This window comes from Cohnella thailandensis, from assembly GCF_014212135.1.
GTDB classification, from domain to species: domain Bacteria; phylum Bacillota; class Bacilli; order Paenibacillales; family Paenibacillaceae; genus Cohnella; species Cohnella thailandensis.
In genome coordinates, this window is sequence record NZ_JACJVQ010000007.1 from 40986 (window position 1) to 55374 (window position 14389).

11 protein-coding genes are annotated in these 14389 nt (G+C 56.8%); 1 reads left to right on the forward strand and 10 read right to left on the reverse strand.

The genetic code is table 11. The features are described from left to right. Positions 1 to 226: 226 nt before the first annotated feature. From H7B67_RS10195 to H7B67_RS10210, 4 genes are read right to left on the reverse strand one after another with little or no spacing between them, the layout of a single operon-like run. Positions 227 to 2287 carry a methyl-accepting chemotaxis protein gene (locus H7B67_RS10195; protein WP_185119723.1) on the reverse strand — a complete coding sequence of 687 codons (2061 nt, stop codon included), beginning with the start codon at positions 2285 to 2287 and terminating at the stop codon, positions 227 to 229. After that, positions 2284 to 2997, reverse strand: coding sequence for a carbohydrate-binding family 9-like protein (locus H7B67_RS10200; RefSeq protein WP_185119724.1), 714 nt, complete (start codon positions 2995 to 2997; stop codon positions 2284 to 2286). The genes H7B67_RS10195 and H7B67_RS10200 overlap by 4 nt, the downstream gene beginning before the upstream one ends. Beyond that, positions 2979 to 4001: a Gfo/Idh/MocA family protein gene (locus tag H7B67_RS10205; RefSeq protein ID WP_185119725.1), complete on the reverse strand. Its 1023-nt coding sequence runs from the start codon at positions 3999 to 4001 to the stop codon at positions 2979 to 2981. The genes H7B67_RS10200 and H7B67_RS10205 overlap by 19 nt, the downstream gene beginning before the upstream one ends. Beyond that, positions 4001 to 4849, reverse strand: coding sequence for a sugar phosphate isomerase/epimerase family protein (locus H7B67_RS10210; protein ID WP_185119726.1), 849 nt, complete (start codon positions 4847 to 4849; stop codon positions 4001 to 4003). Before H7B67_RS10210 ends, H7B67_RS10205 begins: the two co-directional genes overlap by 1 nt. A 420-nt stretch (positions 4850 to 5269) precedes the next feature. Here H7B67_RS10210 and H7B67_RS10215 point away from each other — a divergent pair, with 420 nt between their 5' ends. Next, on the forward strand, positions 5270 to 6178 hold the full coding sequence (locus H7B67_RS10215; protein WP_185119727.1) for an AraC family transcriptional regulator: 909 nt from the start codon (positions 5270 to 5272) through the stop codon (positions 6176 to 6178). A 91-nt stretch (positions 6179 to 6269) separates the two neighbouring features. Here the strand turns inward: H7B67_RS10215 and H7B67_RS10220 are convergent, their stop codons facing one another. From H7B67_RS10220 to H7B67_RS10245, 6 genes are all read right to left on the reverse strand, one after another. Continuing rightward, positions 6270 to 7316 carry a LacI family DNA-binding transcriptional regulator gene (locus H7B67_RS10220; protein ID WP_185119728.1) on the reverse strand — a complete coding sequence of 349 codons (1047 nt, stop codon included), beginning with the start codon at positions 7314 to 7316 and terminating at the stop codon, positions 6270 to 6272. A 197-nt stretch (positions 7317 to 7513) separates the two neighbouring features. Next, on the reverse strand, positions 7514 to 8881 hold the full coding sequence (locus tag H7B67_RS10225; protein ID WP_185119729.1) for an ABC transporter substrate-binding protein: 1368 nt from the start codon (positions 8879 to 8881) through the stop codon (positions 7514 to 7516). 63 nt (positions 8882 to 8944) lie between these two features. Then, positions 8945 to 9784 (reverse strand): carbohydrate ABC transporter permease, encoded by an 840-nt coding sequence (locus H7B67_RS10230; RefSeq protein WP_185119730.1) that lies wholly within the window; start codon positions 9782 to 9784, stop codon positions 8945 to 8947. 12 nt (positions 9785 to 9796) lie between these two features. After that, complete coding sequence (locus H7B67_RS10235) at positions 9797 to 10690, reverse strand: carbohydrate ABC transporter permease (protein WP_185119731.1); 894 nt, start codon at positions 10688 to 10690, stop codon at positions 9797 to 9799. An 11-nt stretch (positions 10691 to 10701) separates the two neighbouring features. Further along, the gene (locus H7B67_RS10240; protein ID WP_185119732.1) at positions 10702 to 11802 is read right to left on the reverse strand and encodes a Gfo/Idh/MocA family protein; all 1101 of its coding nucleotides are present in this window, start codon (positions 11800 to 11802) and stop codon (positions 10702 to 10704) included. A 562-nt stretch (positions 11803 to 12364) separates the two neighbouring features. Then, positions 12365 to 14302, reverse strand: a complete 1938-nt coding sequence (locus H7B67_RS10245) for a glycoside hydrolase family 127 protein (RefSeq protein ID WP_185119733.1) — start codon at positions 14300 to 14302, stop codon at positions 12365 to 12367. Positions 14303 to 14389 lie beyond the last annotated feature (87 nt).

Below are 14389 nucleotides of genomic sequence, written 5' to 3' on the forward strand. Positions count from 1 at the left end.
GTTGCCCGCATGGTTCGGCGGACTCGAAATCGTTAATCAGCCAAATAAAGAATAAGAATGGATGCAACTGCTTCAACTCCATTCTTATCTTCATTCATTATAAAGTACCATTACCTACCTTTTTCAAGGATTAAAAGTTTATTTATCAGGGTTTAAAGCATTCCGCCGCCGCAAAAAGCCCGCGCCATCCGAAGATAGCGCGGGCTTAAGGAGTTAATTCGACTGGCTATTCCGAGCCGCCGGAACGGAACCGGCTGACGCTGTCGCCCAGAACGGCGATCTGCTCGCGGATGTCCGCCATCCGGTCGAACAGATGACGGACGGCATCGTTCTGCACCTCCGCAGACGAGGCGACCTGCTCGCAAGCCGCCGCCGTTTGCTCCGCGACGGAAGAGATGCCCTGCATCTGGTCGACGATGCTGCGATTGCCTTCGTTCATGGCGGAAGCGTCGAGGCTCAGCTGCTGCATGCTCTCGTGCATCGTGTCGATTGCGCCCAGCAGCCGATCGAACGACTCCGCGTTAAGGCCGATAAGACGATCCTGCCGTTCAATGTCCCCGAGCAGCGAAGCCGCATGCTGGCTGACCTTATCCGTATCCGCGGCCAATTCCTCCACGATGCCTTCGATGTGCTGGGAAGACACTTTGACCTGGTCGGCCAGCGCGCGGACATCGTCGGAGATGACAAGGAATCCCTTGCCGGAAGCTCCTACGCGAGCCGCTTCGATCGAAGCATTGATCGCCAGAATGTTCGTGCGCGCGGCAATCTCCCGGATCAGCTTCACGATCTCCCCGATCTGCTTGGATTGTTCGGCCAGCTTCCGCGTACGCTCCGTGACCTCCCGAACGGATTCGGTGCTGCGCTCGGCCATCCGGGTCAGCTCGGCGATCGATTGCTTGCCTTCTTCGCCGTACCGGTTCGCTACCTCGGCCAATTCCGCGGCATGGCCGATCCGGCCGACGGAGCGTTCGATCGCGGCTGCCAATTCGTCGGTCATATCCGCGCCGCGCTGCACCGACTCGGATTGCTCGTTCGCGCCGATGGCGATCTCATGCACCGACTTCGTCGTCTCTTCCCAGGACGCGCGCACCGATTCCGCGCTGGTCATCATCGATGCGACCGTCCGGTTCAGCACGTCGTTGGACTTGCCGACGCCCGACGCGAGGGTCGCGAGGCGTCCCGCCATCTCGTTGAAGCTCTGCGTCAGCGCGCCGATCTCGTCCTTGGAGGAAGAGGACAGGCGGACGTTCAAATCGCCGTTCTCCACCTTCTTCATCGCGCCCGACAGTCGCGCGATCGCTCCTGTCATCCGCTGCGAGAATAGCAGGGCGGCAGCGAGGGCGATCACGGCGAAGATCGCGATCTGCAGCAGGGTCTGACGCTTGATCGATTGCAGCTCCTTGGTCAGAGCGGACAACGGCGTGGAAGAAATCAAAGTCCATTCCGTCCCTTCGATAGGGCGGTAGGCAACGACGCGCTTCTCCCCGTCGACATCCGAGATCATGCTCGCCGCGTCGGCCGTCGGCTCGTCCCCTTCGCTCGAATTCGCAGGGCTGCCATCCGGCAGCCGCCAATCCTCGCGACTTGGCAGCAGCGCCCCCAGCACGTTGCTACCTTCGGCATCCACCAACGAATAGGAGTCCAGCTCCGAACCGGCTAAGCCGGCGCGTTCGATCAGCTCGCCGATGTCCAAGTCGATCTTGATGACGCCGACCGGCGTCAAGGTCGCTTTCTTATTGATGGTGCGCACGAGGCTGATGACCTCTTCGCCTTCCGTCGCCGTCTGGCTGAAGTCGGCCGGGTTCGCGCCCAGCCAGAATACTTGGCCGGGCGCGGACATAGCCGTCTTATACCAGGTCCGCTCCCGGAACGGCGTGGAGTCTCTCGACTTGTTCACCACGCCGGCATCTCCGTGGATCTTCCCGTCCTCGGCGAAGATCGCCACCCGGGACACATAGGAGAATCCGGTCGTCGTGCTCGTCGCCCTTTGCTGGAAGCTGTTCCTCGCTTCGTCCCGATCGTTGGCGTTCACGAAGCCCTCGCCCGATGTGATGTTAATGGCATCCAGATTCGTGAAGATCTCCGTCGACAAGCTCTCTACGGTTCTCATCATTTCTTCCAAGGTCAACGCTTTATTCTCGACGATCGTCTCTCGCGACGACGCCGAATCCCGCTCGATCATCGAGGAGGCTTGGTGGACGCTCATATAGCCGAGCAGAGACAGAGGAATCAAGATCAGCAGGATAAACGCTGCCGCCAGCTTGACTTTAATGCTGTTCAACTTCATACGTCGCGGGATCCTAAATCCCCTTCCTCCTTACCGGCGCTGGAGAGAACGAGTTCCCCGAAGTTATCGAGGAGGTGAAAGTTCGGCCGTTCGGAAGAGACCGGATTCCAGCTCAGATAGTGCGGAACCGGAGTTCGGTCTCCGCACTTGTAGAAATTCCCCCGCATGACGACATCCGGGTCCGGACGGAAATCCGGGTACCATCGGCGCAAGAACGCGAACGGAATTCGGAGCGCAAGCTCCCAATACGTTCGGCCGCTCGCAGGATCGGACAAGCCGACCGCGGAACGGATCGCGAATTCGCCTCGGTCCGCGTCGACTTTCCGCCGTTTCTCCCCCTCCCCGCCTATCTCGAGGAGCAAGGCTCCCGCGGCATTCAGCTCGAAATTGAGATAACGAGCGTCTTCCCCCGGCAGCGGCTGCAGGAAAAACTCGACGCAGCTGTCCTCGTAGACGGGAGCGTGGTCGGCCAAATGCCGGATGGTCGGCGACTCCTCGAACACCCGAAATCGCAGGCGAATAAACGCGTTATCATAGTAAGCTCTAACCTCCGTCTTCGGAGGATGGTCCGGGAACAGCCATTGTTGCCGGTCGATCGCCAGCGGCGGGATACGGCTCCAATCCTCCTCGGACAATTCCTCCGTCTCCGGACGATAAGGCAGCGTATATCGTTCCGTCATGAAGGCAACCGTTACGGTACCAAGACCCACGCTCCGCGTTGGTCCGCCGATTCCCTCTCCGCCGTCACGATCTCGATGCTCGCCTTGGTGCTGGCCGGAGTGGCGGCTTCGACCGCCTGCCCCTTCGCAATCGCTTCGGTGAACTCCTTCTGCTGATAATAATAGCCTTGATCGGCAGGAAGCTCGGCGTGGAAGCCAGGCTCGCCGTTCGGATTCACCTTGACGCTGCTGCCGTCGAACTGCACGTTGCCGCGCTCGAAGTTGACCTTGTAGCCCATCTCGAAGCCGAAGTCGCCGTTCAGCGTCCAGTCGACGTGAGAAGTAATGATCTTATCGTCTTCATACCGGTAATTCGTCGAGACGATGTCGTACCCGCTTCCTGCAATAACGTTACGGCCGGTCGTGGATACCGCTTGCGGCTTGCCGAACAGCCAGTTGACCATGTCCGTGTCGTGAACGTGCATGTCGAGAAGCGCGCCGCCGCCTTGCTCTTTGCGAAGCACCCACGGCCCCCAGGAAGGCGTTCCGCCTCCGCGGTAGAAATACCCGCTCGTCACCGCGCCGAACTTGCCGCTCGTCACGAGCTCTTGCAGATAGACGTAGGCCGGCCAGAAACGCAGGCACTGCCCGATCATGAGCTGCTTGCCGTTCGCTTCCGCCGCCGCGATCATCTCGTCGCATTCGGCGGCGTTCATCGCCATCGGCTTCTCGCACAGGACGTTCGCGCCCGCGTTCAGGCATTGAACGGTCACGTCGCGATGGAGGAAGGTCGGCAGCGTGATATCGACGATATCCAGCTTCTCGTTATCTAGCATCTCTTGTACCGACGTGTATTTGCGGAAACGGCCGTAATCGATCGCATGCTCCGAGGACGTCTCGATGTTGCCGGCGCCCCCTTCGCCGTTCAGCTTCGCCTCATCGACGTCGCACAGCGCCACGACGCGAACGGGCGCCCCTTCCCTCTCGAGGCGAAGATAGTTTTCCAGATGGGTCTTCCCCATGAATCCAAGACCGATCAGCGCGATGTTCAGCATTAGCGTACCGTCCTTCCCAGAATCGCGTCCATCGACGCGGATGTATTGTAAACGATTTGCTTCGTATGGTGAGTATAAGGAGGAATCATCTCCGCCGTAACGTAATCGTCATAGCCGATCGCTTCCAGCGCGCGTACGACTTCCGGATAATCGACGTCGCCCGCCAGCAGATCGACGAATCCGTGCAGCCCGCCCGCTTGCCGGCGATAATCCTTGAAGTGAACTTTCTTGATCCGCTTGTTCAGGATAGAGATCCAGTGCTCCGGATAGCCGGAATACACGACGTTGCCGACGTCGAAGTACGACCCGACGTAGTCGGAGCCGATCGTATCGATGAATCCGCGCATCTCGAGCGGAGACAGAAGGAACTTGTTCCATACGTTCTCGATGCCGATCGAGACCTTATGCGCTTCCGCTATCTTCGCGAGATCCGAGAAGAAAGACAAAGCGTTGTCGTATGCGCGGTCGTAAGGCACGACGGGGGCATCCGGAATGAAGTCGACTCCTACGGCGCCGGGAACGATCAAGACGGTATCGACGCCAAGCTCCGCGGCGAACTCCAGCTGCTTCTGCGCAACGTCAAATGCCTTGGCGCGAACTTCCTTATTCTCGCTGGTCGGAGGGTAATCCCAATAAAGGCCGCTCGCGAGGCTGGAGAGCTCGATTCCGGTATCGTCCGCATATCGGCGGATGTTGCGAACCTCTTCAGCCGTGCTATCGAGCCCCAGCGGACCCGTCTCGTTCAGCGACAGCTCGATGCCGTCGAATCCGGCGTCCTTGGCGAGCGCGATGCTCTCCTCAATGCTCATTCCTGCCGGAAAAGACCAAATGTTGATTCCCTTTTTCATCGTGGCGGCAGCCTCCTTTTACGATTGTCTATACCTATTATAGAAGCCCTCCCGCACGCCGACTTTATCAAATCAGCCGGACCTTTTGCACAAGGCGAAAAGGAATTATAATAGAATGCAAATAGAGGATCGTAGAAGCAGATCGTATAAGCTAGAGCCCTAGATTTCTCATTCGTTTCGATGAGGAAATGTACGTGAAAAATCATGCTTAATTCGGACTCTTTGACACGGATGAGGAATTGTACATGAATTATCATGTTTATTTCGCTCGCGTCGAACAAATCGAGGAAATGTACGTGAAATATCATGTTTATTCGTTCCATCCGACCCGTTTCGAGGAATTGTACATGAATTATCATGTTTATTTCGCTCGAGTCGAACAAAGAGGAAGACTATGCACGGAAAGGAAGAGGTCGGCCGATGGATTTCGCTCGCCATACGCTCAAAGAGATGATCGCGGTGCGCAAGCTGATCTCGTTCCATTACTTCGAATTCGCGAAGGGGTACGTGTTCGAAGGCGAGCAGCACGATTTCTGGGAGCTGCTGTACGTGGACAAGGGCTCCGTGGAGGTCCGGGCGGACGACCGCACGCACCAGCTCGAGCAGGGCACGATTATATTCCATAAGCCGGGCGAATTCCACACGGTTCAGGTCGGCCAGCAGCATAAGCCGCCCAACCTATTCGTCCTCTCCTTCGAATGTACCTCTCCGTATATGGCCCGATTCGAGAACCTGATCCTCGGGCTCGGCACCAGAGAGCGGAATTTGTTGTCTCAGCTTCTCCAAGAAGGATTTCACTCCTTCGAACCGCCTTACGACAGCTCGCATTCGCATGAACTGATCAGCCGGCATGACGCGCCGTTCGCGAGCGAACAGGCGATGCGCAATTATCTGGAGACTCTCTTGATTCAATTGATCAGGCAGCTGGACGATGCGAAAAATTCCGAAGGACTGGCCGCGCGCAAACCCGCTTCCTTCCAGACCGAGAAAGCGGAGCAGCAGACGGTTCAACGGATTATCGCGTTCATGCGTTCGCACCTCTCCGAGGCGCTTACGATCGACCGGCTGTGCCGGGAGCTTCATCTCGGCAAGAGCAGGCTGAAGGAAATCTTCCACGCGCAAGCCGGAACCGGCCCGATGGAGTATTTCAAGCAATTGAAGATCGAGGAAGCCAAGACGCTCATCCGCGAGCAGCAGTACAATTTCACGGAGATCGCCGCTATGCTCGGGTACGGCAGCATTCACTACTTCTCCCGGGACTTCAAGAAGTCGACCGGCATGCCGCCGTCCGATTACGCGCGATCCGCCAAAGCCCGCGTGAGAATATAAAAATCTACGCAAGAAGGGTTGGTCCCCAAGACATCGAATGTCCCGGGGGCCAACCCTTCTTGCTTGCCGCTCTTCCTTCCGCGCGCTTCGGTCAAGAATGCCGGACGGCTGCGGCCGCCTGCGATTCCGAGGAACGGCGATAGACCATCCGGTAGGGGATCGTCATGCGAACCGGCAAGGCATAGCGGTTATTCATATAGTCTAGCAGAAGCTTGACGGCGTACATTCCCATCTCGATCTTCGGGACATGGATCGTCGTCAGAGGCGGCGACGTGAATTCCGAGATCTCGATGTTGTCGACGCCTACGATGGCGATGTCCTCCGGAATCCGCAAGCCCCGTTCCGTCGCCGCGCGCATAGCCGCGATGGCCATCATGTCGCTCGCCGCGAAGATCGCCGTCGGCGCGTAGCCCTCCTTCTCGAACGCTTGCTTGGTCAATTCGTAGCTTAGAGACACGTCCCACTTCACGTCGATGATCCAGTTGTCGTCCGTCTCGAGCCCGGCTTCCCGCATCGCGCTCTGGTAACCGAGGAACCGCTTCTCCTGCCGGAACGGATCGCTTAGCTCCGGCCCCCCGATATATCCGATCCGCTTATGACCTTGCTTGATGAGATGGGCCACGGCTTCCTTGGCCGCGCCTTCGCGGTCGTAGCAGACGACCGGGATGCTCTTGTCCGACAGATCGACGCCGACGACGACCTTTACGTTCGATTTAATCCATTGATACGCGTCCGAGTCGATCCGTTCGACGATGATCATGCCGTCGATCCGATGCTCCTTCACGAGCGATTGCAGCTGCTGGATGTCTCCCTGATTCTCGATGCTGTAGACGAACTCCAGCCGCAGGCCGATCTCCCCCAATTCCTTCTCGATGCCTTCCAGGATGACGGAGAAATAAGGATTGTTGTATTTGTTCTGAGGAATGGCAACGACGCAGCCGATATGGGCCGCAGCCTTGGATTCGGATCTTCCGCCCTTGTCCGAACGGCTCGCCTTGTAGCCGAGCTTCTCCGCGGTCTCCCATATTCTCTTGCGGGTTTCTTCGCTCACGGATCGGGTCGAATCGTTCTTCATGACTCTCGATACCGTCGAGATCGAGACCCCCACCTGCTCCGCAATGTCCTTCAACTTAGCCATGTGACATTCCTCTCTATTCCCGTTTCGAATGAAATCAAACAAAATTGCGGCAACTATCGATTGATTGCGCCAAATTTATTGTATAGTTCTATCCCGCAATAGTCAATAAACCCCGTCACATCAGGCCCCCTAACATAAGCAAATAAAGGGGAAAGAAGCGATCGAACGCTCCTTCCCCCTTATCGAATCATGCCGAATTACTGCAGCTTCGATTGCAAGTCCTTGATGGCCGCATCCAGGTCCCCGTCGCCCGCGAGCGGGTTCTTAAGCGATTGCTCGCCATACGTCCAGACCAGATCGGTCTTCTTCGCCGTGAACGGCGAGATGATGCCGAACTGCTGCGCGTCAAGGAAGATCTTGTTTTCTTCGCCCGCCGTCTCGAGGTAGGCCGCGGATGCCGCCTTGTTGGCCGGAATCGAATATCCTTGCTTGGCCAGTTCCGTTTGGCCTTCCGGGCCGGCCAGCCACGAGAGCAGCTTGTAAGCGGCGGCTTCATGCTTGGTGTTGCTCGAGATGGCGATACCCGCCGGCTGCACGACCGTCTTGGTTTCCTTGAATTTCGGCAGATAAGTGGTGCCGTAATCGATGTTCGCTTCCTTGAAGTTCGTCGTGTTCCAGTTGCCGCCCGGGTTCATCGCGACCTTGCCGGTCGTGAGAGCCAGGTTGACTTGACCGCCGAGACCTTCGATTTGAGCCGGGGTCGTGTTGATCTGCTTCTTGGTCGCGTCGATGAAGAAGTTAAGCACCTCGCGCGCCTCCGGCGTGTCCAGCGCGAGCGAATCGTCGTCGTTGACGAGCTTCGCGCCGTTGGACCAGAGCTCCGGCTCCAGGAACCAATCCATCGTGGATCCCGGGGACACCGACATCCCCCATTGCACGATGTTATTGCCGTCAAAGCCGTCCTCTCCCGGATTCTTCCCGTTCTTGTCCAGCGTCATCTTCGTCGCGATGTCGAGAATCTCGTCCCACGTCGGTTCCAGGGAAGGAACCTGCGCTCCCTTCGGATTCTTGGCCGGATCGGAGAAGATCGCTTTGTTGTAGTACCAGACGATGACGTTGGCGTCGATCGGAAGAGACACTTGTTTGCCGTCGTATTTATGTAATCCGAGCAAGCTCTCGTCAATATTGGTCAAGTCGAAGCCGTTGTCCGCGAGCGGGCCGTCCAGCTCCTTAAAGATCCCCAGCTCGGCGTACTTATCGATGTAGGCGTAGCTGGTCTTGAAGACGTCCGGAAGGGTTCCGCCCGCGGCGTTGGCGGTCAGGCCGTCCCAGTAGCTTCCCCAATCCTTGCCTTCCAGCTTGACCGTAATGTTCGGGTTGGCTTCCATGAATTTGTTCAGAAGCTCTTGGGTTCTCTGCAGCTCTTCGGCCGTTCCCCATTGGGAATACGTAATGGTCGCCTTCTCGTCGGAACCGCCCGCTTGAGCGGCTTGGCCGCTTCCGCTAGGAGCCGGGCTCGACGCTTCGCCCGAATTATTGTTGCCGCCTCCGCAGCCCGCCAAGACAATCCCCATCGATAAGGTCAGCGTAAACAAACTCAACAATCGCTTTCTGTTTGTCTCCATGTTCAGTTCCCCTTTGGAATTTTTTGAAAACGTCAGATTTGGATCATTCGTACGCCTTGCCGGTTACCCCTTCGAACCTGTCAGCATCACCCCCTCGACAATGTAGCGCTGCGCGAACAGGAACAGGAGGCCGATTGGAACGATGCTGATGAACGCGCCGGCGGCAAGCGCCGGAAAGTCCTGGCTCGTCTGTCCGATCAACAGCTGCAAGCCGACGCTCAGCGTGAACATCTCGTTGTTTTTGATATAAAGGAACGGTCCGAGAAAATCGAGCCAAGTGTTCACGAAGGCGAAAATAACGGTCGTCATGACGATCGGCTTCGACAACGGCAGGATGACCCTGGAGAATACCGTCCAGCGATTGCCGCCGTCCAGGTACGTCGCTTCGTCCAGCTCATGGGGAATCGACATGAAGAATTGCCGGAACAGGAAGATGTAGTAGGCGCCTCCCAGCCAGGCCGGCACGATAAGCGGCAGCCAGGTATCGACCCAATGCAGCTTCGTGAACAGCACGTAGGACGGAATCATCATGACGGAAGGCGGGATCATCATCGTCATCAGAACGATCGGAAACAGCCGGTTTTTGTATTTGTTCGAGAACCGGGAGAAGCCGTACGCGACGATGGAGCTGGAGAGGATCACCCCGATGACCACGAGGATCGAGATGATAAACGAGTTCCCGATCCATCTCCACATCAACGGCTGGACCTCGAAGAGCCGGTTAAAAGATTCGAAATTCAAGGATTCCGGAAGCAGCGAGGGAGGAGCTTTGTACGTCTCCGCCTTCGTCTTCAGCATCGTCGACAGCATCCAGGCCAGAGGTCCGGCGAATAGAGCCAGGACGACTGTCAGCAACGCGTATTTGCCCGTTTGCGAGAACAATCGTTTCGTAGATGCGCTCATGCCTTTTCCCCCTTATTTCTCTCCTTCGTAATAGACGAAACGGTTGGACAGCTTCATCAGAACGAAGGTAACGAGCGAGATGATTGCGAACAAGAAGATCGATTGCGCCATGGCCATGCTGAACTGCAAATCCGTAAAGGCCGACTTGTAAATGTTGTAGACGAACGTGTAAGCGGCATAGTTCGGCCCGCCCTTCGTGAGAAGAAGCGCTTCCGTGAACATCTGGAAGTTGTACATCGTCTGGATGATCACGACGAACAGGATCGACGGGCTGATCATCGGCAGCGTGATGGTGAAGAAGGCTCTAAGTCGACTCGCCCCATCGATGCGAACCGCTTCGTACAGATGCTTCGGCACGTTCTTCAGCGCGGCCAGGAAGATCAGCACGCCGCTTCCCGATATCCAGACTTGAAGCAGAATGATGACGGGCTTGATCAGCCCCTCGCTCCCGAGCCAGTCGGTCTTGCCGATGCCGAAGACGGACAAACCCGCGTTCAGGATGCCGAACTCCGAGTTGAAGACGAGCCTCCAGATAATGACCGTCGCCACGATCGGCACGAGCGTGGGCAAATAATAGAACGTGCGATAAAGAGCGATCCCCTTGACGTTCATGTTCAGAAGCAGCCCTAGCAGCAGCATGCCCGCCGTCACGACCGGAACGCCGACTCCGACGAAGTAGAGCGTGTTCAGCAAGCTTTTGCCGAAGGTCGGATTGTTCAGCATCTCTTGGAAATTGGAGAAGCCTATGAAGTCGTAATCGACGGCTCCCGGCAGCCGCGCGTCGGTGAAGGCGTAGAACACGGAGGTGCCGAAAGGAATGAGAAAAAAGAGCGTAAAGCCGATGATCCAAGGGGCGATGAACAGAAAGAATACGGATGTGTCATATCTCCTCAGACGGTTCTTCATTCGGACACCCCTTACTTGGAGAATTCATGCAGGTACACATAACGTTCTTCCACGATCGATTTCTCGGCCGCCAGCGCGATAAGAAGCGCATCCCGACCGATTTGCGCGGAAGCGAACGGCTTCGTGCCTTCCCGAACGCTGCGGACGAATTCGATTCTCTGCGTCTGCCCGCCGGTATGCCCGCCCATGATCGAGTCGGAAGTCACGTCGATATCCAGATGATCCCGGGTGAAGTCGCCGCCTCCGACGATGTCGATCGTCTTGTCGTTCTTCGCGACCATCTGCGCGCCGTTCTCGCCGATCAATCCGATCTCCAAGCCGTCTCCCGTTAAGTTGCGAGGCTTCAGGTACATGCACAAGCCCAAATTCGCCTTGCTGCCGTTCTCGTATTCGATCGTCACCCATGCGTGGTCTACGATGGAGACGTCTTCGATCGGCTTCGCCGGATAGTGGCTGTAAGAGTTCGTAATCACGTTCGGCTGCCCCTGCTTCATGACATGCTGTCCGCCCGTCGCGAATACCCTTACCGGCTTCGAGCCGATCATCCAGTTGAAGATGTCGAAGTGGTGGCAGTCCTTCTCGACCAGCGCGCCGCCGGACTTGTTCTTGTCGTAGAACCAATCGGCCGGAGGAAAAGGATCGCGGAACTCCTTGCACCACATCAGCTTCACCTCGCCGAGACGGCCTCTTTCCAGCTCCTCCGCCATTCGGCGATAAACGTTCGAGTAGCGATAGACGAGCCCGATCTGGAGAATGCGGTCGTTCGCTTCCGCCGCGGCGATGATCGCATCGCAATCCTCGATCGTATGGGCGACTGGCTTCTCGAGGAACACGTGCTTGCCGGCCTCGAGGAAGGAGACCGCCACTTCCCGGTGGAGAAAATTCGGAACGCTGACGACGACGGCGTCGATGTCGTCTTTATGTAGAAGCTCCTTATAATCGGTCACGATCTCGGGTTTGCCGTTCGTAAGCTCAGCTAGCGTACGGTCCACGTTCGCCCGATTCATGTCGCAAATGTATTTCACTTCGCATTCCGGCAACAGATCGAAGCCGATGCAATGATGCGAACCCATATCTCCTACGCCGATGAATGCCATTCTAAGTTTGTTCATTTCTGCACTCTCCATCTGAATTTTGCGCCAAATCAGTCCAAATATTTACATTTAACACAGAGCAAACACTTATTACGTTCTGATAATAACCCACGCCCTAATACAAGTCAATATATTTGGGTAAAAATATCGATTTGTTTGCGCCAAATATTTGTCCTTTAAAAACCGCAATAATACAGAGGGGTTTCGAAGTTTACACGCCATGTAACATGGGAAATCCATTGAATTTGAAAGCCTTTACCTTGTGTTATCCAAACAAATATTTGCGCCAAATATCTACACGAGGCTTGAATATTTCAGTGATTTTTCATAGTCGCCGTTCCAAATAATGCCTTAGCGAGCCCTATTTCTTCTCAACATTCGCCACATTCGCCCTTCCCATAAAAATGAACGCAAAATAGCCGATCAGCTTTCGCTGACCGGCCAATTCTTGTCCGCAAATTTCATTCGTTTTTGCGCAAATTACAGGCTCATCGACTTGATCGGCGCGGATCCCTTCGATTGCGGAACGATTCCGCGTTCGGCGGAGAAATCCAGCATCTCTTGAGTCTCCCCCCTCGAATCAATACCTTAGCCAAACGCTCATTTCGCCAGGCTCGCGGTTGCCCCACAAGTAATACGGAATCGCCTTGAAGCGAACCTCTTTGCTCCGCTTGTTCAAAGGACGGTACGGACGATCTTCTTCCCATCCGGAATTCTCGGCGACGACTCCGTTCCCTTCGATAACGACGCAGCCTCCGAGAAGATCGGAGACCGCCCGTTCGGCCAAGCGCGGCTCCTCCGCCAAGGAGAGCGAGGAGAGCGGCTTGCCGTTATCGGCCTCCTCCACGCAGTAGACGAGCGGCCCACGCTGAATCGCGGCTCTGCCCGCGTCCGCGCGGATCCGAGGATGGGCGGCGATCAGCTTCGTCTCGATCGGCAGAAGCCATTCGACCGTATCGCCGTCTCCCCAGAGGCGTTCTACCTTCGCATACCCTTTTTCCACTCTGTAATCCACGGCCTCTCCGTTCACCTTCAGCGCCGGGCGTCCCTCTTGGAACCAATTCGGCACCCGCAGGGCCAGCTCGAACGAGACCCCATCGCCGCATTCGGGAACCGCTACGGAGAATTCCACCCGGCCGTTCCACGGAAGCTCCGACTTCTGGCTTAGCTTGACCGCCCGGCCGGCCGCCTCGAACGAAAGTTCGCTCCCGATGAACAGATGGGCGTACACCGTCCGGCCGTCCTCGGAAACGTCGTAAATGTAGTCGTTCAGCGATCCGATCAAGCGAGCGACGTTCGGCGGGCAGCAGGAGCAGCCGAACCACTTCTGCCGGACCGGCTTGACGTGGAACCTGTCCGGATTTTTGGCGCTGGCCTCCGGCCACACCTCGAGCGGGTTCACGTAGAAGAAGTGCTTCCCGTCCTTCGCCATGCTTCCGAGCACGTTGTTGTACAGGGCCCGCTCCATCACGTCCGCGTATTCGCTCTTCGCTTCCAGCTGCAGCATCCGCCGCGCCCAGAAAATCAAGCCGATCGAGGCGCACGTCTCCGCATAAACGGTGTCGTTGGGAAGATCGTAATCGAAGGTGAACGCTTCTCCCAAGTGCGTCGCGCCGATTCCCCCGGTAATGTACATCTGCTTGCCGGTCGTATTCGCCCATAGCCGCTCGCAGGCTTCGCGCAGCTTGGCGTCCCCGGTCAGCCTGGCGAGGTCGGCCATCGCCGTGTACAGGTAGACGGCCCGAACGGAATGCCCGACGGCGACCGGCTGCTCCCGTACGGGAAGATGGCTCTGGTAAACCTCGAGATTAGGTTCTCCCTGAGCCCAGATGTTCGTCCGGCCGCGGCGTTCCCATTCCTCGAAATAATAATTCGGCCGGCTTCCGCGCTCGTCGATGAAGTACAGGCTCAGGTTCAGATAACGCTCTTCCCCGGTGACCGAGTACAGCTTGATCAGCGCCAATTCGACCTCCGGATGGCCGCAATACGCCTTCATCTGCCCGGGCTTCGTTCCGAACAAGCTGTCGATCAGGTCGGCGAAACGGCAGGAGATATCGAGCAGCTTGCGCTTGCCCGTCGCTTGGTAATAGGCCACGGCCGCCTCGAACAAATGGCCGGCGCAATAGAGCTCATGGGCTTCGTAGAGATTCGTCCACTCCTTGCCGGGCTCCCGGATCGTGAAGTAGGTATTCAGATACCCGTTCTCATGCTGAGCTTGCCCGATCAGGTCGATCGCTTCGTCGGCGATTTTCTCGAGGCCCGGATCCGGATGCCGGCGCAGCGAATAAGCGACCGCCTCCAACCACTTGTAGAGATCGCTATCCTGGAAAATCCAACCGCCGAATTCCCCTTCCTCCAAGCCGGCGGCAATCCGGAAGTTCTTGATGGAATGGCTCGGCTCGGCATCCTCGATCCGGTCGTTCAGGGCTTCCCATTGATAAGGGATAACCGTTCGGCGGACGAGCTCCGAGTATTCGTTCCAGAAGTCGTCTTGAATATGAATCTGCGTATTCCGCATAATAATCCCCCTCGAAACGATAAAAATTGACTCTCATCACGTTCGAGTATATGCTTTTTCTGCAAGGCCGGACAGAAACGGATTGAA